At 62.5% G+C, this 299-nt stretch carries 1 protein-coding gene; it reads right to left on the reverse strand.

Annotated elements, in window-relative coordinates; all coding sequences use genetic code 11:
• Positions 1-299, reverse strand: a 299-nt coding sequence (locus tag Q4563_RS18745) for an efflux RND transporter permease subunit (RefSeq protein WP_303605589.1), incomplete at both ends; no start/stop codon positions are given.

The raw sequence follows: 299 nt of genomic DNA on the forward strand, positions 1-299 counted from the left end.
GGCGACTGCGGCCGTGCGCGGCAAGGATGCGCCGGTGGGCAGGTTGAACATCACCATGATTTCGGCCTGGTCTTCCGATGGCAAAAAGCCGGTTGGCAAGCGCATCAGCGAGAAGGCCAGCACCGCAATAATGGCACAGTAGCCCAGCATCCAGCGCAGGGGCCGGCGTATAACACCGGCAACGTTGCCCCGGTAGCGTTGGTTCATGGCGTCGAACTTGCGATTGAACCAGCCAAAAAAACCGCGCTGGCTGGCGCCGTGGTCGGTGGGTTTCAGCAAGGTGGCGCACAGGGTTGGCG

The sequence above is a fragment of the Gilvimarinus sp. 1_MG-2023 genome (assembly GCF_030548285.1).